This is a genomic window from Methylophilus sp. (assembly GCF_052173275.1).
Classification (GTDB): Bacteria; Pseudomonadota; Gammaproteobacteria; order Burkholderiales; family Methylophilaceae; genus Methylophilus.
Window position 1 is genome coordinate 411527 of the sequence record NZ_JBQMUL010000002.1, and the last position, 25015, is coordinate 436541.

Here is a 25015-nt window from a genome sequence, read left to right on the forward strand (position 1 = left end):
TTGTCTTGATTATTGCATGACCAGCCACTGAATTCAGTCAGGAATGGTTCCTGAGGTATTCGCGTGGGTCCAGCGGGTTGCCATTCAGGCGTATCTCGTAATGCAGATGCGGGCCGGTAGAGCGGCCAGTACTGCCTATGAGTGCCACTTTCTGGCCCTTAGTGACGCGTTCACCGGCTTTGACCAGCAATCTGGAGTTATGCGCATAGCGCGTTTCCAGTCCAGATCCATGATCAATCTTCAATAAATTACCGTAATCTGAGGTTTGTACGGCGGTTGATACAATACCGTCAGCCGCCGCATAGACAGGCGTGCCAGAAGCGGCGGGAAAATCTAATCCTTCATGGAAAGCGCGATGGCCACTCAGCGGATCAATACGCCAGCCATAACTGGAAGAACTATAAGCAGCATCGACCGGGCTGCTATTAGGCAGCATTTCGCGCAGCACGCTTTTTAACAACAACTTAGCCTCGATCTTGCCCTGGTATTCATCGCGGAGATCGAGGTCAGCCGACATCAGCTCTATGGTGGCTTTCAGGTCTTCTTCGCTGAGGGGTGCATCTTTCACCAACGGCCCACCCTGGCCGATGACTTCATTGACAGAAGTGCGCTCATTGATAGGTTCGGCACTCGATTTGATGCCTGCCAGTTTGGATAAGCGCTGATTTTGCGCATCCAGGCGCAGGATACGTGCCTGCAACTCGCCAATTTGTTTGGCATACGCATCAAGGTGACTTTGGGTTGAAAGCATGGCACCTCTTAAATGCGGAGGCAAAATCGCTTTCACGCCTTGCGTTTTGATGACTTGTTGCGGGGTGATAAATAACAAGGTCAACACCACAGGCACGAGTATCAGCGCCAGGACCACGCCCAGGCTCTCGAAGATACCCAGCGTTTTAGGCTTGGCCATTTTTTCTGAAACAATAATGATATTAATCATGCCACGAACTCTCGCTTTTAGCCGATTGCCCACCGGAATAGCCCGTGAGAATAACCGGTGTAGTACAATATTCAAGCATTCTGCGGACAACCACGTATTTTAAACACGCATTATCGAAACTTACGCATGTTAAAAATCAATCGGATTTTCAATCACCATCACGAACTCAAGCCTTTATTGGATGAGGCTTTTGATCGTCAACAATTACAGCAATTATGGTCTGTGGTTGCCCCGGAACTTTCCAAACTTTCCCAGGTGCTGGCGGTAGAAGACGGCATACTTACCATCGGCGCACAATCGGGCGCTGTCGCCAGCAAAATCCGGTTATTGGAAACCGGATTGATACGAAGAATTGGGGATTTTTGTGAAAATTCCCAGAAAATCAAAGGGTTAAACCTTAGCGCAATTAAAGTCAAAGTGCAAGTAAAATCTCGGCCGCCAGCCAAACAGAAACGTATCCAATCCCCATCCAATCAAGCGTTGAACACACTGGAAGCCTGCGCTGACAAGATTGAGAACCCGGCACTTGAAGCGGCTTTACGCCACTTTATTGACCGTCAGCGCGACTCATAACACCCGTCTTTTCCCAGCGTTCTCACTTTAACTGAACGCAGCTGGGCAGGTGCATTTTATTGCGCCTGATTTCCGCATGCACTGTACTTGTGCGCATTCTTCAAATAGTGCAATAATGCATCACCCTGTTACACTTTATTTACAACTAACACAAAAGCCTAAGGATCAATCACCAGCACAGTCACACTTTAAATTTTAAAACTTAAGTAACAGGTCTTAAGTAGTCATTACGTTCAACGCAGTTTCACCAGGAACAGGAGAACACATGTCAGTCGCATTAATGTTGGCCATAGGCGCAGCAGTTTTGGCGGTACTTTATGGCGTAGTAATGAGTAAGTGGATTTCGGGATTACCTGCAGGCAATGCCCGCATGCAAGAGATTGCAGGGGCGATTCAACAAGGCGCGGCCGCTTATCTGGCCAGGCAATACAAAACCATTGCCCTGGTTGGCGTCATTTTGGCTGTGCTCATCGGAATTTTTCTTGGGTTACACACTGCAATCGGTTTTGTAGTGGGTGCAGTGCTCTCTGGCGCCTGTGGGTTTATAGGCATGAATGTGTCTGTGAAAGCCAATGTGCGTACTGCGCAGGCGGCGACCAATGGCATAGGTGCGGCACTGGATGTCGCGTTTAAAGGCGGCGCCATTACCGGGATGCTGGTGGTTGGGCTTGGCTTATTAGGCGTGACCGGCTTCTATATCTTCCTGGGGGCTGAACAAGCCACCGATCTAAACCCGTTGATCGGCCTGGCGTTCGGTTCATCGCTGATCTCGATTTTCGCGCGTTTGGGTGGCGGCATCTTCACCAAAGGCGCGGATGTCGGCGCTGACCTGGTGGGTAAGGTTGAAGCAGGCATTCCGGAAGATGACCCGCGCAACCCGGCAGTGATTGCCGACAATGTCGGCGATAACGTTGGCGACTGTGCAGGCATGGCGGCTGATCTGTTTGAGACTTATGCGGTGACCCTGATTGCCACCATGGTATTAGGCGGCCTGATGGCAGCTGAAGCCGGTGTTAACGGTGTGCTTTACCCGCTGCTGCTGGGCGCCGTTTCCATTGTTGCCTCTATTATCGGCTGTTTCTTTGTAAAAGCTTCCCCGGGCATGAAAAACGTGATGCCTGCGCTCTACAAAGGGTTGGCCGTTGCCGGTGTGCTTTCGTTGATTGCGTTTTACTTTGTCACGCAATATGCATTTCCTCAAGGTTATACACATGGTGAGGTCGCCGTTTCCAGCCAGGCATTATTTGGCGCCTGTGCCGTTGGGCTGGTACTGACTGCCGCGCTGGTATGGATCACTGAATACTATACCGGCACAGATTACGCGCCGGTCAAACACGTGGCCCAGGCGTCTACCACCGGCCATGCCACCAATATTATTGCGGGCATAGGTGTATCCATGAAATCCACGGCACTGCCGGTGCTTTCTGTGTGTGCCGCCATTTATGTTTCGTTTCACCTGGCAGGTCTGTATGGCATCGCGATTGCGGCCATGTCTATGCTCAGCATGGCAGGCATCGTCGTCGCGCTGGATGCGTATGGCCCGATCACCGATAACGCAGGCGGCATTGCCGAAATGGCGGAACTGCCCAGCAGCGTGCGTGATGTGACTGACCCGCTAGACGCTGTTGGCAACACCACCAAAGCGGTCACCAAAGGCTATGCCATTGGCTCTGCCGGCCTGGCTTCGCTGGTTCTGTTTGCTGATTACACACATAAACTTGAAAGCGCAGGCATTACCGCCAGCTTTGATTTGAGCGACCCTAAAGTCATTATCGGCCTGTTTATTGGCGGCCTGATCCCGTTCCTGTTTGCGGCGATGGCGATGGAAGCCGTCGGTCGTGCCGCAGGTAGTGTGGTGGAAGAAGTGCGCCGCCAGTTCCGTGAAATCAAAGGCATTATGGAAGGCACTGCCAAGCCTGAATATGGCAAAGCGGTTGACCTGCTGACTACAGCGGCCATCAAGGAAATGATGATTCCATCGCTATTGCCCGTAGCTGCGCCTATCCTGGTTGGCGTATTCCTGGGGCCGGTGGCACTTGGCGGTTTACTGATGGGCACTATAGTCACCGGCCTGTTTGTGGCGATTTCAATGTGTACCGGTGGCGGCGCCTGGGATAATGCCAAGAAATACATTGAGGATGGCCACCATGGCGGCAAAGGCTCAGACGCACACAAGGCTGCTGTCACCGGCGATACCGTAGGTGACCCTTATAAAGACACGGCAGGCCCGGCAGTTAACCCGTTGATTAAAATCATCAATATCGTAGCATTGCTCATTGTGCCGTTACTACATTAACTCATCTGTTTTTTCTGCAAATAAAAAAGTCGGCATCTGCCGACTTTTTTATTGATACTTCAGTATTACACAAGCTTAGAAAGCAGGTTTTACTTCCAGAGCATTGTAGCGAGCCACGCCATCCATGATTTCAGCATGCGCCTCATCGACACCGGCCCAACCCTCGATTTTCACCCATTTGCCTTTGTCCAGGTCTTTGTAATGCTCAAAGAAGTGGGCAATCATATCTAAACGCCAAGGAGAAACATCACTCAATGTTTTTTGATAAGCGTACAAACCACATACTTTTTCAATCGGCACCGCCAGCACTTTGGCATCGCCACCGGCTTCGTCAGTCATCTTCAGCATGCCCAATGCACGGCAACGCACAACCACGCCTGGCAACAGCGGCACTGGTGTGATCACCAATACATCTACCGGATCTCCATCGTCACCCAAGGTGTGCGGAATATAGCCATAGTTACATGGATATTGCATGGAAGTACCCATAAAGCGGTCCACAAACAGGGCACCACTCTCTTTGTCTACTTCGTACTTAACTGGATCGCCATTGGCTGGAATTTCAATAATGACGTTAAAATCGTTCGGCAAGTCTTTGCCGCTTGCTACCAAATTCAAAGACATCTTTTCAAACCTATTTCACGAAAAGCCGCCATTATAGGCGATTAACATAAACCTTTGTTTGCAAACCGCATTATTTTTGATTTTCCGCAGATTGCACCTGATCACGACACGCCTGTCGCACGCTGACCGGCGTGAATTTAAGTGCCAGGTAGAGCAATAAGGGAATGATCACCAGCTCATCCAGCTGGCCGATGACCGGAATAAAATCGGGAATCAGGTCAAATGGAAGCACCAGGTAACCTAGTGCCAGCCACAATAAAGCTTTTGCTGACCTGGGGGTTTGCGGGTGCTTTTGTAGCACACGGTAAAACGCGAGCTCCTGTTTGAAACGGCTGGCCAGTGTCGCTAATTGTGCGCGAAAACCCATATTATTATTTGCGAGTCCACTGGCTAGCGTTCAACTTGCGTTCAATGGCCACTAATCAACCTTTAAGGTACGTCCGGTCAGTTTGGCAAACGCTTCCATATACTTATCAGAAGTCCGCTGGGCGATATCAGCAGGCAATGCCGGGCCTGGCGCGGTTTTGTTCCAGTCACAGGTTTCCAGCCAGTCACGCACATATTGTTTGTCATAACTCGGCGGGTTAGCGCCCACCTGATACTGGTCTGCGGGCCAGAAGCGCGAAGAGTCCGGTGTCAGTACTTCGTCCATCACATGCAATACGCCTTGCGCATCTACCCCGAATTCGAATTTGGTATCAGCAATAATAATGCCTTTAGCTAGCGCATAGGCTGCTGCCTGGGTATACAGCGCAATGGCGGCTCTTTCTACTTGCGCGGTGAGGTCTTTGCCTATCAGTGCTTCAACCTGGGCGATGCTGATATTTTCATCGTGCTCACCCACGGCGGCTTTGCTTGAAGGTGTAAACAAAGGTGCGGGCAATTGCTGCGCCAATTTCAAACCGGCGGGCAATGGGATATCGCATACGGTGCCTTTGGCCTGGTACTCTTTCCAGCCACTGCCAACCAGATAGCCGCGGACAATGGCTTCCAGCGGTAATGCTTTCAGTTTTTTGACGACGACAGCGCGCCCTTTCACCTGCTCGACTTCATCTGCCGCCACCACAGATTCAGGCGCGATGCCCGTTAAATGGTTAGGCACCACATTTGCCAGCTGTTCAAACCAGAAATTAGCCATTTGTGTCAGCATGGCACCTTTGTGCGGTATGCCAGTCGGCAGAATCACATCAAACGCACTCAGTCGATCGGTACTCACCAGCAACATGGTGTCAGCGTCAATATCATAAATATCGCGCACCTTGCCCTGATGCAATCTTTTCAGGCTTTTAATCGAGGTTTCCAGCAAAGGCGCACGCATAAATATCTACCGCAAAGTAAAAAGCAATATTATAAATGCGCTGTCAGGTTGCGGGCGAACAATTTAGCGGCGGGCTTCAGGTTTTAAAATCAAATTAAGCGGCAACCGCTACTACGTCCTGTGCTGGCAATTGCGTCATGGACAATTTGGCATGTGCCACATAAGCGGTTAACCGTAACAGGTTGCAGGTGTAGCCATATTCGTTGTCATACCAGCCTATCAATTTCACAAAGGTGGAATCCAGCATGATACCGGCGCTGGCATCAAACACGCTGGCGGCCGGATAACCACGAAAGTCGCTGGAAACCACTTGTTCTTCGGTATAGCCAAGCACACCTTTCAAATCATGCTCAGAAGCATGTTTCATAGCCGCACAAATTTCGCCATATGAGGTCTCTTGCAGCAACTCAACCGTCAGGTCGACCACAGATACATCGGCTGAAGGGATACGCATCGCCATGCCGGTCAACTTGTTGTTCAGCTCGGGGATCACTTTACCTACCGCTTTTGCCGCCCCGGTGCTTGAAGGAATAATGTTTTCAAACACACCGCGCCCGCCGCGCCAGTCTTTTTTCGAGGTGCCATCCACCGTTTTCTGGGTAGCTGTCGCCGCATGGATCGTCGTCATCAGGCCTCGTTTAACACCAAACTGGTCCTGTAAGACTTTCACGATAGGTGCCAGGCCATTGGTGGTGCAAGAAGCGGCAGAGACGATGTCTTCGCCTTTATAGTGAGCGTGATTGACGCCATACACATACATAGGCGTATCATCTTTGCCAGGGGCTGATTGCACCACGATACGCGCACCTGCAGCAATGTGGGCCGCGCAGGATTCCTGTGTCAGGAACACGCCGGTACATTCAACCACCACATCCACATGGTGAGATTTCCAGTCGATATCCGCCGGATTAATATGGGCGGTCAAACGGATTCTTTTGCCATCGACAACCAGGAAATTGCCCTCCAAGTGTGCATCGTAGGCCAGCCGACCATGCACAGAGTCATATTTAAGCATGTATAACATATGCTCCGGCTCTTCGATCCCGTTGATGGCAACGACCTCCATCTCATGGAACTCTGCCTGATCCAATGCGGCTCGCAGCACCATACGCCCTATCCTGCCAAACCCGTTAATACCTACCCGAATACCCATACTGGTCTCCTTCAATAGTGGATAAGCATAACATAAGCAATTTTAATGCTAATTTACATGCACAATATTAGACAGCTGGTGTACCCTTTGAATAGAATAGGAAACACACGCTTTTCCCGTTGTAAATTTCAGCAACCTTGTTGGATATTTTGTGGACATTGCAGAACAGTTACTGAATGGTATTTTGGACACATTGCCACTGCAGATTGCGGTGGTCGATGAGACCAGCAGTATTATCTACGTCAATCAGGCGTGGCGCGCGTTCGGTTTGTTTTATGGCCTGGACATCAATACCGACTGGTTTGGCATTTCATACCTGGATATCTGCCGGGCCAACGAAGATACCAACCTGCCGCAACTGGTCAACGGTATAGAAAAAGTGCTCAGTGGCACATTAGGTCACTTTAGTATGGACTACCTGTGTCACACGCCGACCAAACAGCCCACCTGGCTGACCCTCAGTCTGCAACCCATGCAAACATCGCTGGCAGATAACAAGTTATTCCTGCTGTCACTGACCAATATCACGCATCACAAACAGGTGGAGGATCGCATCTCGGCGCTTACCCATACGGATCCGCTGACTGGCCTGGCCAACCGCCGCCGCTTAGAACAGTTTATGCGCGATGAATGGTCACGCGCCATCCGGCATCAATCCAGCCTGAGCGTGATGATGATAGATGCAGACCATTTTAAGCAGTTGAATGACAGCATGGGACATGCAGCCGGCGATGAATGTTTGCGTAAGCTGGCCGGGATACTCAAGCGCTATAGCAATCGCCCTGGCGATATGGCTGCCCGCTACGGCGGTGAGGAATTCGTGCTGATACTGGGCCAAACCACCCAACAGGAGGCAGTCAAAATTGCCGAGCGTATCCGCCAGAAAGTCATGGAACTGGATATCCGCTTCGCCGGGCACAGGTTGATGACCATCAGTATCGGCATCGCTTCGCTAGGCATGCACCAGTCCACCACTCATAAAGAACAACATGCACGCAACCAGTCGCTCAACTTCAGCGAGGATGGCGATTTATTGATTGAGCAGGCGGACAAGGCACTATATGTAGCCAAGAAACAGGGCAGAAACCGCGTCGAAGTGTATGACAAACACCACCGGTTAACTGTCCCGCTGACTTTTTAAATACCTGATGCTGTGAGCCCCCATGTCGGGCTTTCACAGCGCGGAAGGAAAGTGACGCTATTGGGTGGCGCGCTCTTCCAGGATAGCCACTGCCGGTAATGTTTTACCTTCCAGAAACTCCAGAAAAGCCCCGCCCGCCGTGGAGATATACGAAACCTTGTCGTAGATATCATATTTCTGGATCGCGGCAATGGTGTCACCGCCGCCCGCCAGTGTAAACGCTTTGGTTTCTGCAATCGCATTGGCAATGGTTTTAGTGCCGGCACCAAACTGGTCAAATTCAAACACACCTACCGGTCCGTTCCACACCACTGTGCCTGCTTTCATGATGATATCGACCAGCTCGGCCGCTGATTTTTCACCAATATCAAAAATCATTTCATCGGCCGCCACGTCATCAGCTGATTTTTTCACCGCAGGCTCGTTCGCATCAAACTGCTTGCCCACCACCACATCTTTGGCAATCGGCACACAGGCACCACGCTCAGCCATTTTTTGCATCAGTTTACGCGCAGTGTCTACCAAGTCATTCTCATACAAAGATTTGCCTACTTCGTGGCCATCGGCCTTGAGGAAGGTATTGGCGATGCCGCCGCCAACCACTAACTGATCCACTTTATCGGAGAGGCTTTCCAGCACGGTCAGCTTGGTCGACACCTTGGAACCACCGACAATCGCCACAAAGGGCCTGGCAGGTGCCAGCAATGCTTTACTCAAAGCATCCAGCTCTTCTGTGAGCAAAATACCGGCACAGGCCACTGGTGCAAACTTGGCAATACCGTGCGTTGAAGCTTCAGCGCGGTGTGCAGTGCCAAAAGCGTCCATCACAAAAATATCGCACAAGGCAGCATATTTCTTGGCAAGCTCGTCGTTATTCTTCTTTTCGCCCACGTTAAAGCGACAGTTTTCCAGCAAGATCAATTGGCCTTCATCCGTGCCCAGGCTATCTGCAGGCGCATTCGGCGCCAGCCAGTTTTTGACCAGGCGCACCGGTTGGCCCAGCAGCTTGCTCATGACATCCGCCACTGGTTTGAGGGAGTTCTCTTCTGAATAAACGCCTTCTTCAGGGCGTCCGAGGTGCGAAGTCACCATGACTTTAGCGCCGGCTTTCAAGGCAAATTCTATCGTTGGCATGCTGGCCACGATCCGGGCGTCACTGGTGACCACGCCATCTTTCACCGGCACATTCAGGTCGGCACGGATAAATACACGTTTACCACGCAAATCGAGGTCAGTCATTTTGATGAATTTCATACACGTACTCCGAGCGATATACCGCTTAAAAAGAAATCAGAATGGAATGCAAAAACGGGGCAATCAAGCCCCGTTTGTGATTAAGCAATATGCTGCACCAGACGCAGCAGGTTGCAGGTATAGCCGTATTCGTTATCGTACCAGCCGATCACTTTGACAAAGGTCGGGTCCAGCATCAAACCGGCGTCGGCATCAAACACGCTGGCAGCAGGGCTGCTACGGAAATCGGTGGAGACGACTTTATCCGCAGTGTAATCCAGCACACCTTTCAATGCACCGGTGGATGCCTGCTTCATGGCCTCACAGATGGCTTCATAAGTCGTTTCCTTACTCAGCTCAACAGTCAGGTCAACCACAGACACATCTGCCGATGGCACACGCATGGACATACCCGTCAGTTTCTTGTTCAATGACGGGATCACTTTGCCCACCGCCTTGGCCGCGCCAGTGCTGGAAGGAATAATGTTTTCAAACACACTGCGGCCACCGCGCCAGTCTTTTTTCGATGTGCCATCGACAGTCAGCTGTGAAGCAGTTGCGGCATGGATGGTAGTCATCAGGCCGCGTTTCACCCCAAAATTGTCATGTAAGACTTTGGCCAATGGCGCCAGGCCATTCGTCGTACAGGATGCTGCCGAAATAATCGCCTGCCCTGCGTATTCTTCATGGTTCACACCGTAGACAAACATAGGGGTGTCATCCTTGCCCGGGGCGGATTGCACCACTTTTCTGGCGCCGCGGTTCAAGTGTGGCTGACAGGTTTCTTCGGTTAAAAATGCGCCGGTCGATTCGACGATCACTTCCGCGCCGCCTTTGCTCCAGTCAATATTGTTAGGGTCGCGTTCAGCGGTCAGGTAAATGCGCTTGCCATTCACCAGCAGATCACCGTTATTGGCTTCGACTGTGCCCTGGAAACGGCCATGCACCGAGTCATATTTGAGCATATACATCATATATTCGATGTCATACGAGCTATTGATGGCTACCACTTCAATATCATTGAACTCGGCTTCTTGAACGGCTGCGCGCAGCACCATACGACCAATACGTCCGAATCCGTTAATCCCCAACTTGACAGCCATATTTCTCCCCGGCGAATACAATAGAACTAAAACTCAGCATTTTAACCTAAACCTCATATACTGGACAGATTGTAAGTGGTTGATTTGATGAGCCACATCTAGTCACCAACCGACTGTATTGCTTTTGCGTATTTAAAACCCTTTTAAAGAAAGCTTTTTTAGTATGTCAGACAAAATAATTCTTGCGGGAGGATGTTTCTGGGGCATGCAGGATTTGATTCGCCAGCTCCCCGGCGTGATCAGTACGCGCGTCGGCTATACCGGCGGCGATGTGCCGAATGCCACTTATCGCAACCATGGTGATCATGCAGAGGCGATGGAAATTGTGTTTGATGCTGAACAGATCAGCTTGAGGCAGTTACTGGTATTCTTCTTCAAGATTCACGACCCGACCACACTGAACCGCCAGGGCAATGATTTGGGGCCTTCATATCGCTCTGCCATTTTCTACCTGGATGCCAGCCAGAAGGAAGTAGCTGAACAATTGATATCAGAAATGAATAATTCTGGCATCTGGCCAGGCAAGGTGGTGACCGAAATCACGCCTGCCAGTGACTTTTGGGTCGCCGAAGCAGAACACCAGGATTATTTGTTGCGCTATCCGGAAGGCTATACCTGCCACCGGATCCGGCCGGAATGGATCATGCCGCACGATCTGGCAGAAGCGGTTTAAGGTGTTTTGTGTAAATTAGTCATTGCCTAACGTAGGCAATGACGTATTCAACGGTTTGCGAGTCTTGCCGCCATAGCGCTTGGCGGGGTTGCGTAAAAAGGTGGATAACTCATTCAACGCCAGCTGGTAAACCTCGCGCTTGAACTCGATCACATCCGACAGCGGCACCCAGTATTCACTCCAGCGCCATGCATCAAATTCAGGATGCTCTGTCGCACGCAATGATACATCCGAATCCCTGCCGATCAAGCGCAGCAGGAACCAGATCTGCTTCTGCCCTTTATAACTGCCGCGCCATTCACGTTTGATCCAGCTGGTCGGCACTTCATAACGTAACCAGTCACGGGTGCGCCCCAGGATCTTCACATGGTCGGGTTTCAGGCCTACTTCTTCCATCAACTCGCGATACATGGCCTGCTCAGGAGTTTCACCATATTTGATGCCTCCTTGAGGAAATTGCCATGCATGCTCTTTGATACGTTTGCCCCAAAACACCTGATTGTGGGTATTACATAGAATAATCCCCACGTTAGGACGGTATCCATCACGATCTAACATAAAAACTGCCTTGAATATTTACTGCAATTTTTTCACACTTTACAGTTTAATGAAAGGACATCCATGGCGACCTGCCAGAAAAGAACCGCGGGCAATAAAAAAGCTCACACATGGTGAGCTTTTTTTATGGCTGATGACGATCAGGACTTCATCCGACGTAGCGCCAGCGCACCTATCATGAACAACCCTGTCAACATCATGGCTGACGTATGCGCCTCAGGCACTGGCGTCACCGCCATGCTTACTAAGGTATAGTCAGACTGATTGGTACAGCTAGTACATGAATGCCTGGCTTCCCCGGTGGCTGCACTGAACACGATGCTGGTAATCGCGCGTGAACCAAATGGGTCAGTCAGCTGCCAGGCGCCGGTACCACCATCTACGGCACCACTGCCCAGTGACAACACTGAACTCGCACCACCCGCACCAGTCCAGCTCGCAGTACTTTCACCTAATGCTGTCAGGTAATAGGTATCCGCACCGCCATCAGAAAAACTCACCAGAAACTTGGCAACTTCTTTCACATCGCTATATTCAGGGCCATCAAACAGCAATCCCACCGTGATTGTATTCACGATCACCGCTTTAGAAAATGTACCGGTCAGCTTTTCATCAATATCAATCTCGCCCGCTGTTCTGCCGCCGGAAATACCTACGCCTGTCATGCCAGCTTGTGTTTTTTTCTCAAATGAACGGCTACCGGTGAACGTAGCCACTGTGCCATCTGCGAAAGTCTGGTTGTAACTTGATTGCCCATTTACAAAGTCCGCGCCCAGCACCGTGCTGGTGGTTAACGCATAGGCAGATTGTGTTGCAGCCAGCAATGCCAGCGACAATATGCATCTCATGCCTAAAGTAAATAAATTTCTCATCTCAACTCTCCTCAATTGAATTATCCCCACAATCATTGTAGGGTAATCCAGTGACCGGGACTATTTCCCGATTGCTCAAACTGACTGAAAAACCCTTTATTTTCATACATTTACAAATTAATATCGCATTTGTTGCTTATAAACAAAATTTTTTGCAAAATCCTGTGTCAACCTGTTTTCATACAAAGCGTTTTCCAGCCATGCGCACTACCTTCGCCTTACCAATTACCTTCAAACATACCTCCCCAGCTAGAGTGCCTTTTTGGCAAAAAGCAGCCATCCTGTCAGCCATACTGGCCTGGAGTGTCAATGCCATTGCCGGCAATCTTGCCTACATTACTAATCAGGGCAGCAATACTGTTTCTGTGCTTGATGTTGAGAGCAAAAAGGTCACGCACACGATTGAAGTGGGTAAAGCGCCTGTCGGTGTGGCGATTGCCCGCAAACAACAGCGCGTGTATATCAGCAATGCCAATAGCCAAACTGTATCCATCATTAACAGCCGCACTCAACAGGCCATACAAGAAATCCCGGTGAATATCCAGGCGGTGGGCATTGCGCTCAGCCGTGACGAGAAAACGCTTTATGTGGCGGATTGGGGTGGCGCACAAGTGGTTGCGATTGAGGCGGCACATCCGGAAAAGCAAAAAGCTTTTAAAGCGGGCAAGACGCCTTCAGGCATGGTGGTCAGCGCAGATAATAAAAAACTGTTTATTGCCAACCGCGATAGTGACGATATCACTGTGGTGGACACGCGCACGCTGCAAACTCTGGCACAGATCAAGGTGGGGATACATCCGTTTGCCTTGACCCTCAGCCCGGATGGCCAAACAGTATTTGTCGTGAATGTGGTTAGCAATAGTCTGACGTTGCTTAATGTGGATTCTTACCAGACCAGCACTATTAAAACCGGCCAACACCCTTATGGTGTTGCGATCAGCCCGGATGGACATTGGGCGTATGTCAGCAACAATCATGCAGAAAGTGTGTCAGTGATTGAGATCGCCAGTGGCAAAACAGTCAAGACCATAGAAGTCGGCGAGTTTCCCGAGGGTATTGCCTATGACAAAGCGACACAACAGGTCATCGTCGCCAACTGGGGTTCGGATACAGTCTCCATCATTGATACGAAGACCAATACGGTGACAAATACGATTACCAGCCCAAAACTATGCCGGTCGTTTGGGCAATTTATTCTTGAAACAAAGTGATTAAGCGATGTTTCACCGATTCCCCCTTTTTAGTTTTTTCACAGGATTGCCCATGAATTAGTCGCAAAGAGTCATTTTTTTAGGTAAAGTCACGGGTTATTTTAAAACTCAAAAGACTGATTACTTTTAAGCTTTAAAACATCTGCAAATATCAGGAGATTGAAATGAAAAAAATATTTGGCATCATTGCCGTTTCGTTATTGCCATTGATTCCATTGACCGCCGCAGCACACGGTGCCGCCGCATTACGTTTTGAAAAAACCGTGACCATCAAAGCGCCGCCGGCAAAAGTGTGGGCATTGGTGAAAGATTTTGGCAATGTGCAAGCCTGGCATTCTGGCGTGGAGTCTACAAAAGTAGAACAGAAAAAAGACGAAAACGGTGATGACACGACTTACCGCACCGTCAAACTGAAAAATGGCGGCACCATGTACGAAAAACTGCGTTCTATCGACGACGCAGGCATGCGCCTGAAGTATGAGTACATTTTGGATAAAAGCACACTGCAACTGTCCAACTTCTACCCGACTGTTTCTGTGACTGCTAAAGGCAGCGAAACTGTAGTGACCGTAAAAGGCAGCTACACACGTGCGGACTCTTCCAACATCCCTAAACCGGAACAAAACGATGATGCAGCCACTAAAGCCATCAACGAGTTTTTTGATCCAGGTTTAGAGAGCCTGAAAAAGGTAGCCGAATCGGGAAAGTAATTAACCAGGGTTCTGGCAAAAACTCGCAAGGCAACAGTAAACCCTGGTGGAAATTCTGGTAAGTCTTACGTTGTAACCATTTAGTTTTTTGCAAATGCGGGATCAGGCCAAAAGTCTGGCCCTGTCACAAATAAAGGGATTGTGTACCACACAATCCCTTTTTTGCTTATTAAAGCACCAGCGATGCTTGGCACACCCATCCTGACAAAAAACATCACTTATATTCCCAAGACTGACAAATCCTGTCAATTTTTGTCAGCCATCATTCGATCTGCTTACTGGCAAGAATTCAATCTCAATCCACAGAAATAAAGCATAAAACCCATTTAGTTCTTTTTTTTCAATGTGTTGATAGCAATTTACTTTAGGTGGCACACCTATTGCTTATAGGTTACCGAACACTGTTAGAAAAGCAGTGACTGAAACAAAAGCTATTCACTTTAAACTTTGACTCTGAAGGAAACATGATGAAAAAACACGTACAACAAGGTTTTACCCTGATTGAATTGATGATCGTAGTTGCCATTATTGGTATTTTGGCTTCTGTAGCGATTCCGGCTTATCAGGATTACACTCGTGAAGCAGCTGATAGTGCCTGCTTATCCGAAGCTAGTGCCTATGCTAAAACCGCTTTAGCTGCACTAACACTGAACAGAGACGTTCCTGCACATAGAGCCTCTGCTTGCAAGCAGATTACAACGCCTGCAGCCGATGCAAGTTTTAATCCAGAACCATCTAAAACAGGTACTGGCGCTACAATTACTTGCAACTTAGCTCAAGGTGCTACCTGCACAAAAGCAGCAGCAACAACACCGACTACTCCATAACAGTAGTTAATATCAACCAAAGCCCTGCATAGCAGGGCTTTGGTTTATGTGCGAATACGATGCCTTTGGAATACACACATTTTATTTGAAATCTTCAAAGGCTAATCTAAAAAGGTGAATAAATGCGCAGACAGGCAGGATTTGCTTTGATTGAATTAATGATTGTATTGGTCATTATTGGCACTCTTGCCTCTGTAGCAATTCCAACATACAAGAACTACATTCAAGATGCAGCCAACAATGCATGTATTTTAGAGGCAAATATTTATGCCAGAAAAGTATATACTGATATTCAACTTAGAAAACGTGCTATCGATATTCCTGCCCCTATTGCCAAAGCCTGCAACGTTATTAATAATAGTGAAAAAGTAGTAACAATGACCAGTTTTGTTTCAAACGCCAGATCGCCAGGCAATGCCACCATCACTTGTGATTTAAATGCTGGCACGCCATGTAGTATCACCGCACTGTCTCCGTAATGCTGCACGACTTCACTACACCAGTATTAAGGCAGTGAAGTGAGCCGCTCGAACAGCACTCACTGCTATACTTCAAGCCTCTTAATTTAAGCCCAACTACCTGATGTTAGATAATACTGTCGTCAATCGACAAGAAAATGTGTCCGCAACCGTCATCTGGATGCACGGCCTGGGCGCCGATGGCCACGACTTTGAACCTGTCGTGCAGATGCTGAACCTGCCACATATTAAATTCATTCTGCCACATGCACCCTTCCGCCCCGTCACCTTAAACAATGGTTACGAGATGCGTGCCTGGTATGACATTTTTGGGCTGCAGCCAGATAGCCCACAAGATGAAGTTGGTATCAAAGAAATGCAGGGCATGGTTAACGCTATGATTGAGAGTGAAATCGCGCAAGGCATTCCCTCCGACCGGATTGTATTGGCAGGATTTTCGCAAGGTGGCGCAATGGCGCTACACACGGCGACTCGATTTACACGGCCACTGGCAGGCGTACTAGCCCTTTCTACTTACCTGCCGTTAAAAAATAAACTGGTCAGCGAGCAACATCGGGCTAACAAGCAGACACCCATATGGATGGCACATGGCCGCTCCGATACGGTCATTGCACTTTCTACCGCCGAAGCTGCCAGGCAAGCACTTGAAGCTGCCGGTTATCTGCTGGAATGGCATGAATATGAGATGGCACATAGCGTCTGCGAACAGGAGATAGCCGACATCCGCCGTTTTCTGTTGCGGGTATTGCCGGCCTGACTGCTGATCAACGCTTGAGATTAATCCCGCAAGCTCGGGGAGTTTTGTTAAAATGGCAGGCGTTTTAACAGGCTAATTCTCATGAGTGCATCAAAGAAATCCTCCCCTCCGGCAAGTGACACGCAAAGTTTTGCCCAGCGCATCTCGTCCCTGGAAACAATTGTGCGGAGTATGGAATCTGGCGAACTGCCTCTGGAAGCCGCGCTCACTGCCTACGCTGAAGGCATGCAGTTGCTGCAAGCCTGTCAGAGCTCTTTGCAGCAGGCTGAGCAGACTGTCCAGATCTTAAATCAGCAACAGCAATTAACCCCTTTCGATCCTGAGTGAGTCGCCTGAGCCTTCACTTTTTGTCATGATCACTTCATCCACAGTATTTGAGCAATGGGCGACCGCGCATCAGCAACGGGCTGAGCAAGCGTTGGCAAGCACATTGCCTTCGGCAGATACACAGCCGGAAAGACTGCATGCAGCCATGCGCTATGCCGTGCTTGGTGGCGGCAAACGCGTGCGTGCATTATTGAGCTATGCCGCCGCTGAGCTGGTGGGCGCGCCAGCCAGTTCGGCCGATGCAGCCGCAGTAGCGGTCGAGCTGATCCATGCTTTTTCACTGGTACACGACGATATGCCGTGCATGGATGACGATGATCTACGCCGTGGCAAACCCAGCTGCCATAAGCAATTTGGCGATGCCACCGCCCTATTGGTGGGCGATGCGCTGCAAGCGCTGGCGTTTCAATGCATTGCGGATACACATGCGCCGCAGGCGTTAAAACAGGTGCAAATACTGGCACAAGCGACCGGTTCACGCGGCATGTGTGGCGGGCAGGATATTGATCTGCACAGCACAGGCAAGCGGCTCTCGCGTGACGCATTGGAAACCATGCATCAATACAAAACCGGGGCGCTGATCCGTGCCGCGGCACTGCTGGGCGCTTATGCCGCCGGGCAGACTGAAGAGAAACATCTGACCCTGCTCAATCAATATAGTCAGAACATGGGCCTGGCTTTCCAGGTGGTGGATGACATTCTGGATGCCACTGCAGATACGCATACCTTGGGCAAAACTGCGGGCAAAGATGCCTTGCAGGAAAAATCTACTTACGTCAGCCTGTTAGGCATTGATGAGGCGAAAGCCCTGGTGACGACATTGTATGAGCAAACCTTGCAGTCACTGGCCGGCTTTGACCAACAGGCTGATTCGCTGCGCGGCATTGCCAGATTTATTTGTGAGCGCCCATTCTGATCATGACTTCCCTGCTGTCCCGCATTGAATCTCCTACCGACCTGCGCACGCTTGATCGGTCGCAATTAAAAGCGCTGGCTGGCGAGTTGCGGGCCTTCCTGATTCAAAGCGTTTCACAAACTGGCGGCCACCTGGCATCTAACCTGGGTGTAGTCGAACTGACGATTGCATTGCACTATGTGTATCAAACGCCGGATGACCGCCTGGTCTGGGATGTCGGCCATCAAACTTATCCGCACAAGATCCTGACCGGGCGCCGCGAGGCTATGGCTTCCTTGCGCAAAGCAGGCGGCATCGCCGGTTTCCCCAAGCGCGATGAGAGCGCTTACGATACATTCGGCACCGGCCACTCCAGCACATCGATCTCAGCCGCATTAGGCATGGCAGTTGCCGCTAAAGCCACGGGTACCAATCGCCGTAGTGTGGCCATTATTGGCGATGGCGCCATGACGGCCGGTATGGCATTTGAAGCGCTGAACAATGCCGGTGATATGGATACCAATCTGCTGGTGATCCTCAATGATAACGATATGAGCATCTCCAACAATGTGGGGGCGCTCAATAACTATCTGGCACGCCTGATGTCTGGCAAGTTGTATGACAGCGTGCGCCGCAGCGGTAAAAAAGTACTGGATATCATCCCGCCGGTGAAGGAATTCGCCCGCCGCGCCGAAGAGCATGCCAAAGGCATGGTCACCCCCGGCACGCTGTTTGAAGAATTCGGGTTTAATTACATTGGCCCGATCGATGGTCACGATATCGATACACTGGTCGATACCTTAAGCAATATCCGCCAATTACAGGGCCCGCAGTTTTTGCACGTGGTCACGCAAAAAGGCAAAGGCTATACCCCTGCCGAAGATAACCCGAACAAATACCATGGTGTCAGCAAGTTCGACCCGCAAAACGGCCATTGCCTGACGCTCAGTGAGCGCCCTACCTACACCCAGATCTTTGGCGACTGGCTGGTGGACATGGCGGCGGCAGATAGCCTGCTGGTTGGCATCACGCCAGCCATGTGTGATGGCTCGGGGCTGAACCGTTTTGCTGAAGCATATCCGCAACGCTATTTTGATGTAGGCATTGCCGAGCAGCATGCACTCACTTTTGCGGCCGGGATGGCCTGCGATGGCCTGAAACCAGTGGTGGCGATTTACTCCACCTTTTTGCAACGCGCATATGATCAATTGATACACGATATCGCCTTGCAAGACCTGGATGTACTGCTGGCGATTGACCGCGCCGGGCTGGTTGGTGCAGACGGCCCTACCCATGCCGGTAGCTTTGATCTGAGTTTTTTGCGCTGTATCCCCAATATTGTGATCATGGCGCCTAGCGATGAACATGAATGCCGCCAAATGCTGACAACCGGCTATCAGCACAAAGGCCTGGCAGCCGTGCGTTATCCGCGTGGCAGCGGCATAGGCGCAGCCACATCGGCCACGCTGGAAACGTTACAAATAGGCAAAGCCCAATTAGTCCGTCCAGGCAAAAAAATCGCCATCCTGGCCTTTGGCAGCATGGTGCAGCCGGCCTTACAGGCAGCGGAGTCACTGGATGCGACTGTCGTCAACATGCGTTTCATCAAACCATTAGATGAAACCATGGTACTTGAAATATCCCGCAGCCATGACTATATAGTGACTATAGAAGAGAACGCGATCATGGGTGGCGCGGGTGCGGCAGTGATGGAATGCCTGCAAGCACACCAGATTGTGAAGCCCATTGTTTGCCTGGGGCTACCTGACCGTTTTATTGAGCATGGCGCGCACGAAACTATGCTGGCCGAATGTGGTCTAGACAAATCCGGCATCTGTTCAGCTATTGAGAAATTAATTTCCGAGTAGTAAACTCAACTATTAATCAACGGGCGGGTAATCCCGCCATGGAACCCTGATGAATCAACCCGTAATTCCTGCAGTGATTGAAGACGTACAGAATACCCCTGATGTGCGTAGACTGGACATCAACAAAGTCGGTATCAAATCTATCCGTCACCCGGTCATTGTAAAAGACAAAACCGGCGGTGAGCAGCATACCGTAGCGATGTTTGATATGTATGTGCATCTGCCGCACAACTTCAAAGGCACGCATATGTCGCGCTTTGTCGAGATCCTCAACACCAATGAAAGCGCCATCTCCATTGATTCGTTTGAAACGATATTGCGTCAAATGGTAGAACGCCTGGAAGCGGAATCCGGCTATGTGGAAATGCGTTTCCCGTATTTCATCAACAAGGCAGCGCCTGTTTCCGGCGTGAAAAGCCTGCTGGATTACGAAGTCACCTTTATCGGTGAAATCAAGAATGGCCAGTTCGAGATCACGGTTCAGGTCATGGTACCGGTCACCAGCCTGTGCCCATGCAGCAAACAAATCTCAAACTATGGCGCGCACAACCAGCGTTCGCACGTCACCGTGACCGCTTTGCTGAACGAATTCATGTGGCTGGAAGATCTGATCACCCTGATTGAAGATCAGGCCTCTTGCCAGCTTTACGGCTTATTAAAGCGCCCTGACGAGAAGTTCGTGACTGAGCGCGCTTACGACAATCCTAAATTTGTGGAAGACATGGTGCGTGATGTGGCTGCGCAACTGAATGATGAACCGCGTATTGTGAAATACGTGGTGGAATCAGAAAACTTTGAAAGCATCCATAACCACAGTGCTTACGCACTGATTGAGCGTGATAAACGGACTAGCTAATTCTTATATTTATATAAATCAGCAATAAAATCACAGCCCGTCTCAGGGCTGTTTTCACATCTGTCTCTTGTAAATTGTTCAATGACTGAACATACCGCTGCGTGCATAAGGTTGTGAGAGGCGCAGCCCCACGATCACAATAAATGCGCCCAACAGGGGAAACAACGCCGCCAGCGTAAACGTGAGCTGGCCACCCAGGTATTGCAGCGAAAAGCCGCCCAGCAAGCCGCCCAGTGCACCGCCTATGCCATAAGCCACACTGTTATAGATGGCCTGCCCTTTGGCCTGATGCCGCCCGGTGAAATATTGCGTGATGACTTCAACCGCGGCGGCATGAAAGCTGCCAAAAGTGAAGGCATGCATGGTTTGCGCCAGTAACAATAGTCCAAGGTTATCAGGCACCAAACCCATCATGGAAAAACGAATTACGCCTATCAGCAAGCTGACGACTAGGATAGTCTTGAGCTTGAAGCGGCGCATGATCCATGGCATTTGCATAAAAATACCGATTTCACAAATCACGCCCAGCGCCCATAACCAGCCTATCATGCCTTTGCTGTAACCATGTTCAGCCAGATAGATAGAATAAAAGTTATACATCAGGCCATGCGCAGTCACCATCATGGCGCAGCCTACCAGCAAAGAAATCACGGCTGGTTGTTTCAGTATCTTCCATACTGAAAAATGATCGTTTGCATGGGGCGGCACATGCGCTTCCGGCAATTTCCAGGTGAGCCCAAACAACACGCATTGGACCAGCAAGATAAACCAGAGCAGGCTTTTGATACCGAACCAGTCAGTTAAATAGCCGAGCAGGACAGACGCTACAATGAACCCCCACGAGCCCCATAAGCGAATCTTGCTGTAATGACCATTGGTGGTTGCCAGATGTGCGAGCAGCAAAGATTCTGACAAAGGCAAGGTAGAACTGGTGAACAGACTCAGGGCGGCCATGACAATAAACATGGTCATAAAATCATGTGCCCAGAAAATCGCGGCAAAGCCGAATAGCCCCAAAAAAGCAGTCATGCGTATCCAGCGTACGCGTTGCCGGGTGTGATCGGCCAGCCAGCCCCACAGGTTAGGCGCAATTATGCGACTGACCTGGAACAAAGACATCAGGATACCGATATCCGCCGGTGAAAAGGATTCTGAGCTGAGGTACAAGCCCCAGTAGGGGACGAAAGCACCGACAAAGAAGTAATAGATAAAATAGAAACGCGAGAGATTAAAGTGTAAAGCGTGACTCATGAATTACTCGCGTTAAATGATGTGAGCGGCTTGCGCGCTTTGCAGGCACAAGCCATTAGTGGGCCTAATGGCAGCTTACAAAACAGGCACCGTAGAATGCACATCGGCATTCTGGGCACGATGACGTAAGGCATGATCCATCAGCACCAGCGCCAGCATGGCTTCTACAATCGGCGTTGCGCGTATGCCCACACAGGGGTCGTGTCTGCCAGTCGTCTGCATCATCACCGGCTCACCGGCGTGATTGATAGAGCGGCGTTCCTGCGGGATGCTGGATGTGGGTTTAAAGGCGACATTTACCACGATATCCTGGCCACTGGAAATACCCCCCAGCACGCCACCAGCGTGATTAGAGGCAAAGCCTTCCGGCGTGAGCTCATCGCAATGCTCACTACCACGTTGTGCAATCGAGGCGAAACCAGCACCGATCTCGACCCCTTTCACCGCATTGATGCCCATCATCGCATGGGCGATATCTGCGTCCAGGCGGTCAAAAATCGGCTCGCCCAAACCCACCGGAATATGTTGCGCAACCACGGTAATGCGGGCGCCGACCGAATCGCGCTCACTGCGGATCTGGTCCATATACGCTTCCAGTTGTGGCAGTATCTGCAGGTTAGGCGAGAAGAAAGGGTTACCTTCCTGAGAGATCGCATCCCAGCTGACAAACGGCACTTCAATCTCACCCAGCTGGCTCAAGTAGCCGCGGATCTGCACACCAAATTTTTGTTGCAGCCATTTTTTGGCAATGGCACCGGCAGCCACACGCACCGCTGTTTCACGCGCACTGGAACGACCTCCACCACGGTAATCGCGAATGCCGTATTTTTGCGTGTAGGTATAATCGGCGTGCCCGGGCCGGAACGTATTCATGATCTTGCTGTAATCCTGCGAGCGCTGGTCGGTGTTGCGGATCAACAGACCGATTGGCGCGCCGGTGGTTTTGCCCTCAAACACACCGGATAATATTTCCACCTCATCCGCTTCGGCACGCTGGGTCACGTGGCGTGATGTCCCCGGTTTACGCCTGTCCAGATCTACCTGCAAGTCTGCCGCTGAAAGTTCCAGCCCTGGCGGGCAGCCATCGACCACGCCGCCGATGGCCGGGCCATGCGACTCGCCAAACGAGGTCAAGGTGAACAGCGTACCAATGGTGTTGCCAGACATGCGATTCTCTCATTGAATGATTTACGATATTTTATCATAGACTGCCTTACAGCCTGCCCCCGGCTTGACGCCCGCCCCGACTTGATTTCTGCACAATGAACGCTTATGCTGGGCCAGCATTGTTTATTCGGACAACCATGGCCAAACGCAAACACACCCACCGCAAACACCGCTTACTGGGCACTTCCAACACGGTATCTGCCGCTGACACTGATACGCACACTGAAACTACACCCGCCTGTATCCATAGCATCAGCTATAACGCCACTGATCTGGAATCCAGACAACTGACCATGCACGACATCGTGGAATGGCAGGCGACGGCAGCACATACTTCGTGGATCAACGTACATGGTGTGCTGGATATCGCTTTATTGCAGGCGGTCGCCCGCCGTTTCAAGCTGCATCCACTGGTGCTGGATGATATTTTAAATACCGAACAACGGCCCAAGCTGGATACCTACCCGGATTACCTGTTTCTTGAAACGCGCCTGTTTTACTACGATGCCGATACCATGAGTGTCAGCTCCGAACAGATCAGCATGGCCTTGGGACGTGAGTGGTTACTTAGCTTTCAGGAGCGCCCTTCAGGCAGTTTTGAACCGGTGCGTGAACGTTTGCGGCAAGGCCAGGCATTGCTGCGCCAGAGCGGGCCGGATTATTTGTGTTATGCCCTGCTCGATAGCCTGATGGAACGTTATTTCCAGGTGCTGGAAGCCATTAATGAAGATGCCGAACGCCTGGAAACACACTTGCTTGATCAACCCAGTCCGGATGATCTACAGAACATTCACCGCCTCAAGCATGTCACCATCCAGCTACGACGTGCGGTTTGGCCACTGCGGGAAGTCCTCAATAGCCTGATCCGTAACGAGCATGGCTTTTTCAGCCCGCAGACCTTGCCCTACCTGCGTGACCTCTACGACCATACCGCGCACTTTACCGAATCGCTGGAAGCCATTCGGGACATGCTGAGCGGGCTGATGGATATTTATATGACCACCATCAGCCAACGTGTGAACCTGGAAGTGCGGGCATTGACGGTTGTCGCCATGCTATTTATGCCAGCCACGCTGATTGCCGGGATCTTTGGCATGAACTTCAGTGAGATGCCATGGACACATGACCCTTATGGTTTCTGGTGGGCGATCCTGATCATGCTGGGCATTGCCTCCGTCATGCTGCTGATGTTCTGGCGCCGGCAATGGCTAGGCAGCCGACACCGCGAATAATCAAGCTGCTTTGGCCGCTCGCGGCAGGTGTTTGATGACATCTTGCAGCTCGAAATAGAGCGCAAGATAATCACGCGCCCCCGGGCTGGTGGCATCATATTCAAACACATGCTGCCCCATACGCCCGGATTCGGCGAGGGCCGCATGTTCAGATATCTTGGTGAGCAAAACTTCATCACCGAACAGGCGGCGCATTTCCTGCTCCACCTCAGCCGTCATTTCCTTGCGTTTATCAGCACGTGTAAGTACATACCGTCGTTGTACGCGACGCTTTAATACCGGCTCAAGTGCGTTCAGCGCCTTGTCTACTTTCACAGCGGAATGAATGGATAAATAATCGGTTGAAACCGGCACCAGCACCAGATCACTGGCGAAAACCGCACTCAGCGAAATCACGCCTATCCCTGAGAAACAATCTATCAATACGTGATAGCCGGCGTGTGTTTCACCCAGCTGCGCCAGGCCCTCACCCAAACGTTTCAAAGTCGCCGGGCCACGGCCAAACTGCGAATCAAGGTGCATCAACTCATTGTTTGTGGCAATCAGTTGCAGGCCATTGCGCAAGGGCTGGATTAAATCAGCCAGCGGCGTGGCAGATTGATAAAACCTGAACAGGTGCTTTTGCATATCCAGGCCAACATGCTTGTAAGTCTCCGTCAGCCGCGCTTGCGGATCCATATCCAGCAGCAACACCTGCTGGCGCTGGCGTTGCCAGGCGGCGGCCAGATTGAGCGTAGTGGTGGTCGAACCAACATCGGCTTTATGATTAAAGATCGCTATTTTCAACATGCTGAATATGTGCAGAATCGGTCTGGTAAAACAGATACTGTAAAATGAATTGCTACCCATCATAAACGATGTTGTGGCCAGACACTACCCCGCTACCGCATGCGTTGAGCGGATACGAAAGTAGCAGGCAAAAAGAAACCCGCTAAGGCGGGTTAAAAGGGG

Annotated in this window: 26 protein-coding genes; 14 read left to right on the top strand and 12 right to left on the bottom strand. The window is 50.6% G+C overall.

The annotated features are described in order from the left end of the window. Window positions 1–37 precede the first annotated feature (37 nt). Window positions 38–940, bottom strand: a complete 903-nt coding sequence (locus ACTS9Y_RS03450) for a M23 family metallopeptidase (protein WP_442584617.1) — start codon at window positions 938–940, stop codon at window positions 38–40. A gap of 126 nt (window positions 941–1066) precedes the next feature. Here ACTS9Y_RS03450 and ACTS9Y_RS03455 point away from each other — a divergent pair, with 126 nt between their 5' ends. Then, window positions 1067–1513 (top strand): DciA family protein, encoded by a 447-nt coding sequence (locus ACTS9Y_RS03455; RefSeq protein WP_442584618.1) that lies wholly within the window; start codon window positions 1067–1069, stop codon window positions 1511–1513. A gap of 265 nt (window positions 1514–1778) precedes the next feature. Further along, window positions 1779–3809, top strand: coding sequence for a sodium-translocating pyrophosphatase (locus ACTS9Y_RS03460; RefSeq protein ID WP_442584619.1), 2031 nt, complete (start codon window positions 1779–1781; stop codon window positions 3807–3809). Window positions 3810–3884: 75 nt separating this feature from the next. Here the strand turns inward: ACTS9Y_RS03460 and ppa are convergent, their stop codons facing one another. From ppa to gap (ACTS9Y_RS03480), 4 genes are all read right to left on the bottom strand, one after another. Then, complete coding sequence (ppa, locus tag ACTS9Y_RS03465; RefSeq protein ID WP_379056899.1) at window positions 3885–4433, bottom strand: inorganic diphosphatase; 549 nt, start codon at window positions 4431–4433, stop codon at window positions 3885–3887. A 70-nt stretch (window positions 4434–4503) separates the two neighbouring features. Next, window positions 4504–4800: a YkvA family protein gene (locus tag ACTS9Y_RS03470; RefSeq protein ID WP_442584620.1), complete on the bottom strand. Its 297-nt coding sequence runs from the start codon at window positions 4798–4800 to the stop codon at window positions 4504–4506. Between the two features lie 51 nt (window positions 4801–4851). Continuing rightward, window positions 4852–5751: a phosphoribosylaminoimidazolesuccinocarboxamide synthase gene (locus tag ACTS9Y_RS03475; RefSeq protein WP_442584621.1), complete on the bottom strand. Its 900-nt coding sequence runs from the start codon at window positions 5749–5751 to the stop codon at window positions 4852–4854. 94 nt (window positions 5752–5845) lie between these two features. Then, complete coding sequence (gap, locus tag ACTS9Y_RS03480; protein WP_442584622.1) at window positions 5846–6904, bottom strand: type I glyceraldehyde-3-phosphate dehydrogenase; 1059 nt, start codon at window positions 6902–6904, stop codon at window positions 5846–5848. 151 nt (window positions 6905–7055) lie between these two features. Here gap (ACTS9Y_RS03480) and ACTS9Y_RS03485 point away from each other — a divergent pair, with 151 nt between their 5' ends. After that, the gene (locus ACTS9Y_RS03485) at window positions 7056–8045 is read left to right on the top strand and encodes a GGDEF domain-containing protein (protein WP_442584623.1); all 990 of its coding nucleotides are present in this window, start codon (window positions 7056–7058) and stop codon (window positions 8043–8045) included. Window positions 8046–8102: 57 nt separating this feature from the next. Here the strand turns inward: ACTS9Y_RS03485 and ACTS9Y_RS03490 are convergent, their stop codons facing one another. Next, window positions 8103–9299 carry a phosphoglycerate kinase gene (locus ACTS9Y_RS03490; protein ID WP_442584624.1) on the bottom strand — a complete coding sequence of 399 codons (1197 nt, stop codon included), beginning with the start codon at window positions 9297–9299 and terminating at the stop codon, window positions 8103–8105. Window positions 9300–9379: 80 nt separating this feature from the next. Beyond that, complete coding sequence (gene gap / locus ACTS9Y_RS03495) at window positions 9380–10381, bottom strand: type I glyceraldehyde-3-phosphate dehydrogenase (protein ID WP_442584625.1); 1002 nt, start codon at window positions 10379–10381, stop codon at window positions 9380–9382. Window positions 10382–10544: 163 nt separating this feature from the next. On the opposite strand from gap (ACTS9Y_RS03495), the gene msrA reads away from it, so the two are divergent. Then, window positions 10545–11054, top strand: a complete 510-nt coding sequence (gene msrA, locus ACTS9Y_RS03500) for a peptide-methionine (S)-S-oxide reductase MsrA (RefSeq protein WP_442584626.1) — start codon at window positions 10545–10547, stop codon at window positions 11052–11054. A gap of 15 nt (window positions 11055–11069) precedes the next feature. Here the strand turns inward: msrA and ACTS9Y_RS03505 are convergent, their stop codons facing one another. Both ACTS9Y_RS03505 and ACTS9Y_RS03510 read right to left on the bottom strand, forming a co-directional pair. Next, window positions 11070–11612 carry an RNA pyrophosphohydrolase gene (locus ACTS9Y_RS03505; RefSeq protein WP_442584627.1) on the bottom strand — a complete coding sequence of 181 codons (543 nt, stop codon included), beginning with the start codon at window positions 11610–11612 and terminating at the stop codon, window positions 11070–11072. Window positions 11613–11752: 140 nt separating this feature from the next. Beyond that, window positions 11753–12484 (bottom strand): hypothetical protein, encoded by a 732-nt coding sequence (locus ACTS9Y_RS03510; RefSeq protein ID WP_442584628.1) that lies wholly within the window; start codon window positions 12482–12484, stop codon window positions 11753–11755. Between the two features lie 200 nt (window positions 12485–12684). On the opposite strand from ACTS9Y_RS03510, the gene ACTS9Y_RS03515 reads away from it, so the two are divergent. The 9 genes from ACTS9Y_RS03515 (at window position 12685) to folE2 (ending at window position 20414) form a co-directional block, all read left to right on the top strand. Beyond that, complete coding sequence (locus ACTS9Y_RS03515) at window positions 12685–13695, top strand: YncE family protein (RefSeq protein WP_442584629.1); 1011 nt, start codon at window positions 12685–12687, stop codon at window positions 13693–13695. A gap of 164 nt (window positions 13696–13859) precedes the next feature. Next, window positions 13860–14405, top strand: a complete 546-nt coding sequence (locus tag ACTS9Y_RS03520) for an SRPBCC family protein (protein WP_442584630.1) — start codon at window positions 13860–13862, stop codon at window positions 14403–14405. A 464-nt stretch (window positions 14406–14869) separates the two neighbouring features. Continuing rightward, window positions 14870–15232: a pilin gene (locus tag ACTS9Y_RS03525; protein ID WP_442584631.1), complete on the top strand. Its 363-nt coding sequence runs from the start codon at window positions 14870–14872 to the stop codon at window positions 15230–15232. Window positions 15233–15354: 122 nt separating this feature from the next. Then, window positions 15355–15711 carry a pilin gene (locus tag ACTS9Y_RS03530; protein ID WP_442584632.1) on the top strand — a complete coding sequence of 119 codons (357 nt, stop codon included), beginning with the start codon at window positions 15355–15357 and terminating at the stop codon, window positions 15709–15711. Window positions 15712–15814: 103 nt separating this feature from the next. Beyond that, complete coding sequence (locus tag ACTS9Y_RS03535) at window positions 15815–16468, top strand: alpha/beta hydrolase (protein WP_442584633.1); 654 nt, start codon at window positions 15815–15817, stop codon at window positions 16466–16468. 81 nt (window positions 16469–16549) lie between these two features. Beyond that, window positions 16550–16795, top strand: coding sequence for an exodeoxyribonuclease VII small subunit (xseB, locus tag ACTS9Y_RS03540; RefSeq protein WP_442584634.1), 246 nt, complete (start codon window positions 16550–16552; stop codon window positions 16793–16795). A gap of 25 nt (window positions 16796–16820) precedes the next feature. Next, a complete protein-coding gene (locus ACTS9Y_RS03545; RefSeq protein ID WP_442584635.1) occupies window positions 16821–17711 on the top strand; it encodes a polyprenyl synthetase family protein in 891 nt (296 codons plus the stop codon). Window positions 17712–17713: 2 nt separating this feature from the next. Next, window positions 17714–19558 (top strand): 1-deoxy-D-xylulose-5-phosphate synthase, encoded by a 1845-nt coding sequence (gene dxs / locus ACTS9Y_RS03550; protein ID WP_442584636.1) that lies wholly within the window; start codon window positions 17714–17716, stop codon window positions 19556–19558. A gap of 49 nt (window positions 19559–19607) precedes the next feature. Then, window positions 19608–20414: a GTP cyclohydrolase FolE2 gene (folE2, locus tag ACTS9Y_RS03555; protein ID WP_442584637.1), complete on the top strand. Its 807-nt coding sequence runs from the start codon at window positions 19608–19610 to the stop codon at window positions 20412–20414. Between the two features lie 78 nt (window positions 20415–20492). On the opposite strand, the gene ACTS9Y_RS03560 is transcribed toward folE2, so the two are convergent. Next, on the bottom strand, window positions 20493–21665 hold the full coding sequence (locus ACTS9Y_RS03560; RefSeq protein WP_442584638.1) for an MFS transporter: 1173 nt from the start codon (window positions 21663–21665) through the stop codon (window positions 20493–20495). A 75-nt stretch (window positions 21666–21740) separates the two neighbouring features. Then, window positions 21741–22832 carry a chorismate synthase gene (gene aroC / locus ACTS9Y_RS03565; protein WP_442584639.1) on the bottom strand — a complete coding sequence of 364 codons (1092 nt, stop codon included), beginning with the start codon at window positions 22830–22832 and terminating at the stop codon, window positions 21741–21743. Window positions 22833–22969: 137 nt separating this feature from the next. On the opposite strand from aroC, the gene corA reads away from it, so the two are divergent. Further along, on the top strand, window positions 22970–24064 hold the full coding sequence (gene corA, locus ACTS9Y_RS03570; RefSeq protein WP_442584640.1) for a magnesium/cobalt transporter CorA: 1095 nt from the start codon (window positions 22970–22972) through the stop codon (window positions 24062–24064). On the opposite strand, the gene ACTS9Y_RS03575 is transcribed toward corA, so the two are convergent. Then, entirely contained in the window at window positions 24065–24853 is a 789-nt protein-coding gene (locus ACTS9Y_RS03575; protein ID WP_442584641.1) for a ParA family protein, read from the bottom strand. Window positions 24854–25015 lie beyond the last annotated feature (162 nt).

Excerpts from the sequence above, each read along its gene's own strand:
- ACTS9Y_RS03450 (WP_442584617.1), bottom strand. The coding sequence starts at position 940 with ATGATTAATATCATTATTGTTTCAGAAAAAATGGCCAAGCCTAAAACG.
- ACTS9Y_RS03455 (WP_442584618.1), top strand. The coding sequence starts at position 1,067 with ATGTTAAAAATCAATCGGATTTTCAATCACCATCACGAACTCAAGCCT.
- ACTS9Y_RS03460 (WP_442584619.1), top strand. The coding sequence starts at position 1,779 with ATGTCAGTCGCATTAATGTTGGCCATAGGCGCAGCAGTTTTGGCGGTA.
- ppa (WP_379056899.1), bottom strand. The coding sequence starts at position 4,433 with ATGTCTTTGAATTTGGTAGCAAGCGGCAAAGACTTGCCGAACGATTTT.
- ACTS9Y_RS03470 (WP_442584620.1), bottom strand. The coding sequence starts at position 4,800 with ATGGGTTTTCGCGCACAATTAGCGACACTGGCCAGCCGTTTCAAACAG.
- ACTS9Y_RS03475 (WP_442584621.1), bottom strand. The coding sequence starts at position 5,751 with ATGCGTGCGCCTTTGCTGGAAACCTCGATTAAAAGCCTGAAAAGATTG.
- gap (WP_442584622.1), bottom strand. The coding sequence starts at position 6,904 with ATGGGTATTCGGGTAGGTATTAACGGGTTTGGCAGGATAGGGCGTATG.
- ACTS9Y_RS03490 (WP_442584624.1), bottom strand. The coding sequence starts at position 9,299 with ATGAAATTCATCAAAATGACTGACCTCGATTTGCGTGGTAAACGTGTA.
- gap (WP_442584625.1), bottom strand. The coding sequence starts at position 10,381 with ATGGCTGTCAAGTTGGGGATTAACGGATTCGGACGTATTGGTCGTATG.
- msrA (WP_442584626.1), top strand. The coding sequence starts at position 10,545 with ATGTCAGACAAAATAATTCTTGCGGGAGGATGTTTCTGGGGCATGCAG.
- ACTS9Y_RS03505 (WP_442584627.1), bottom strand. The coding sequence starts at position 11,612 with ATGTTAGATCGTGATGGATACCGTCCTAACGTGGGGATTATTCTATGT.
- ACTS9Y_RS03510 (WP_442584628.1), bottom strand. The coding sequence starts at position 12,484 with ATGAGAAATTTATTTACTTTAGGCATGAGATGCATATTGTCGCTGGCA.
- ACTS9Y_RS03515 (WP_442584629.1), top strand. The coding sequence starts at position 12,685 with ATGCGCACTACCTTCGCCTTACCAATTACCTTCAAACATACCTCCCCA.
- ACTS9Y_RS03520 (WP_442584630.1), top strand. The coding sequence starts at position 13,860 with ATGAAAAAAATATTTGGCATCATTGCCGTTTCGTTATTGCCATTGATT.
- ACTS9Y_RS03525 (WP_442584631.1), top strand. The coding sequence starts at position 14,870 with ATGATGAAAAAACACGTACAACAAGGTTTTACCCTGATTGAATTGATG.
- ACTS9Y_RS03530 (WP_442584632.1), top strand. The coding sequence starts at position 15,355 with ATGCGCAGACAGGCAGGATTTGCTTTGATTGAATTAATGATTGTATTG.
- ACTS9Y_RS03535 (WP_442584633.1), top strand. The coding sequence starts at position 15,815 with ATGTTAGATAATACTGTCGTCAATCGACAAGAAAATGTGTCCGCAACC.
- xseB (WP_442584634.1), top strand. The coding sequence starts at position 16,550 with ATGAGTGCATCAAAGAAATCCTCCCCTCCGGCAAGTGACACGCAAAGT.
- ACTS9Y_RS03545 (WP_442584635.1), top strand. The coding sequence starts at position 16,821 with ATGATCACTTCATCCACAGTATTTGAGCAATGGGCGACCGCGCATCAG.
- dxs (WP_442584636.1), top strand. The coding sequence starts at position 17,714 with ATGACTTCCCTGCTGTCCCGCATTGAATCTCCTACCGACCTGCGCACG.
- folE2 (WP_442584637.1), top strand. The coding sequence starts at position 19,608 with ATGAATCAACCCGTAATTCCTGCAGTGATTGAAGACGTACAGAATACC.
- ACTS9Y_RS03560 (WP_442584638.1), bottom strand. The coding sequence starts at position 21,665 with ATGAGTCACGCTTTACACTTTAATCTCTCGCGTTTCTATTTTATCTAT.
- aroC (WP_442584639.1), bottom strand. The coding sequence starts at position 22,832 with ATGTCTGGCAACACCATTGGTACGCTGTTCACCTTGACCTCGTTTGGC.
- corA (WP_442584640.1), top strand. The coding sequence starts at position 22,970 with ATGGCCAAACGCAAACACACCCACCGCAAACACCGCTTACTGGGCACT.
- ACTS9Y_RS03575 (WP_442584641.1), bottom strand. The coding sequence starts at position 24,853 with ATGTTGAAAATAGCGATCTTTAATCATAAAGCCGATGTTGGTTCGACC.